This is a genomic window from Ruminococcoides bili, assembly GCF_040093295.1.
GTDB classification, from domain to species: Bacteria; Bacillota; Clostridia; order Oscillospirales; family Acutalibacteraceae; genus Ruminococcoides; species Ruminococcoides intestinale_A.
This window is the reverse complement of the sequence record NZ_JBBNJY010000098.1, coordinates 1-714: the sequence shown is the minus strand read 5'-3', so window position 1 is coordinate 714 and position 714 is coordinate 1. Positions and strand designations below refer to the sequence as shown.

Annotated in this window: 1 pseudogene; it reads left to right on the top strand. The window is 39.2% G+C overall.

Going from position 1 to position 714, the window contains the following annotated elements:
• Nucleotides 1-714 (top strand): annotated as a pseudogene (locus AAAY30_RS11520) (hypothetical protein); the annotation flags it as partial.

Genomic DNA, 714 nt, shown 5'->3' with positions numbered 1-714 from the left:
GTAACGGATAACGATACTTCCCGATTCGATTTGTATGTTGAGGTAAAGTACAGCGACGGAAGTGCAAAAGGAAAGAAACCTCAGTCGTTCAACAAGTCCGTTGGTGTATGGCAGTATAGTTCATTTGTATTTAATCTAAGTGATGAAACTGATGCAAATAAAGTACCTGTTAAAGTTACGGTTTTCCTTAGATTTACCAAACAGTACAACACGGCTTACTTTGACAATGCACAGCTTATAAAGGATTCAGTGCCAAGCTATACCTATAACGATGACGGAGAGCTTGTAACGGTAACCTCAAATGCAGAACAAAAATCCAAAATGGAGTACACCGACTCCAATCTCACCAAATCGGTTGACGCAAAGGGTTATGCCTATACCTATGATTATGACGATAATCATAATATGACTAAGGCAACAAGTCAGAACGGAGTTGAATACAACTACACCTACAATTCCAAAGGACAGGCAACAGCACTTGAAGCAAATAATTCCGAAAAAACACTTGCACTAAAATCAAATTTGGCTTATACTAAAGATGGAAGATTTTTGGATAAACTGTATGATCAGGACGGCAACTGTGATACATATAATTACAATTCAACCACAGGCTACCTTGACAGCGTAACCGATGACAACACAGGTGCACAGATTAACTATACCTATGATGAAAACAGGGGACAGCTTATCAGCGTGTCGCAGACAGATTCATAC